The organism is Vibrio sp. 10N.261.51.C6 (assembly GCF_041471785.1).
GTDB classification, from domain to species: Bacteria; Pseudomonadota; Gammaproteobacteria; order Enterobacterales; family Vibrionaceae; genus Vibrio; species Vibrio crassostreae_C.
This window is the reverse complement of sequence record NZ_JBFRPB010000150.1, coordinates 1-205: the sequence shown is the minus strand read 5'-3', so window position 1 is coordinate 205 and position 205 is coordinate 1. Positions and strand designations below refer to the sequence as shown.

General features: G+C 43.4%; 1 protein-coding gene. It reads left to right on the top strand.

Annotated features, from left to right (window positions below; all coding sequences use genetic code 11):
- On the top strand, positions 1 to 205 hold a 205-nt coding region (locus AB4375_RS21630), incomplete at both ends, for a VCBS domain-containing protein (protein ID WP_372052514.1).

Genomic DNA, 205 nt, shown 5'->3' with positions numbered 1-205 from the left:
CTGACTATCGATGCTAATGGCCATTGGACATTCACCGCCAACAGCGCATTTAATCAATTGAATGTAGGCGATAAAGTTGAAGAAACTTTCACTGTCTCGTCTATTGATGGCACACCCTCAACCATAAAAGTCACGATTAATGGCACCAATGATAAAGCGACGGTCAGTACAGCAACAGTCAGTGTAGATGAAACTGACAAAGCGG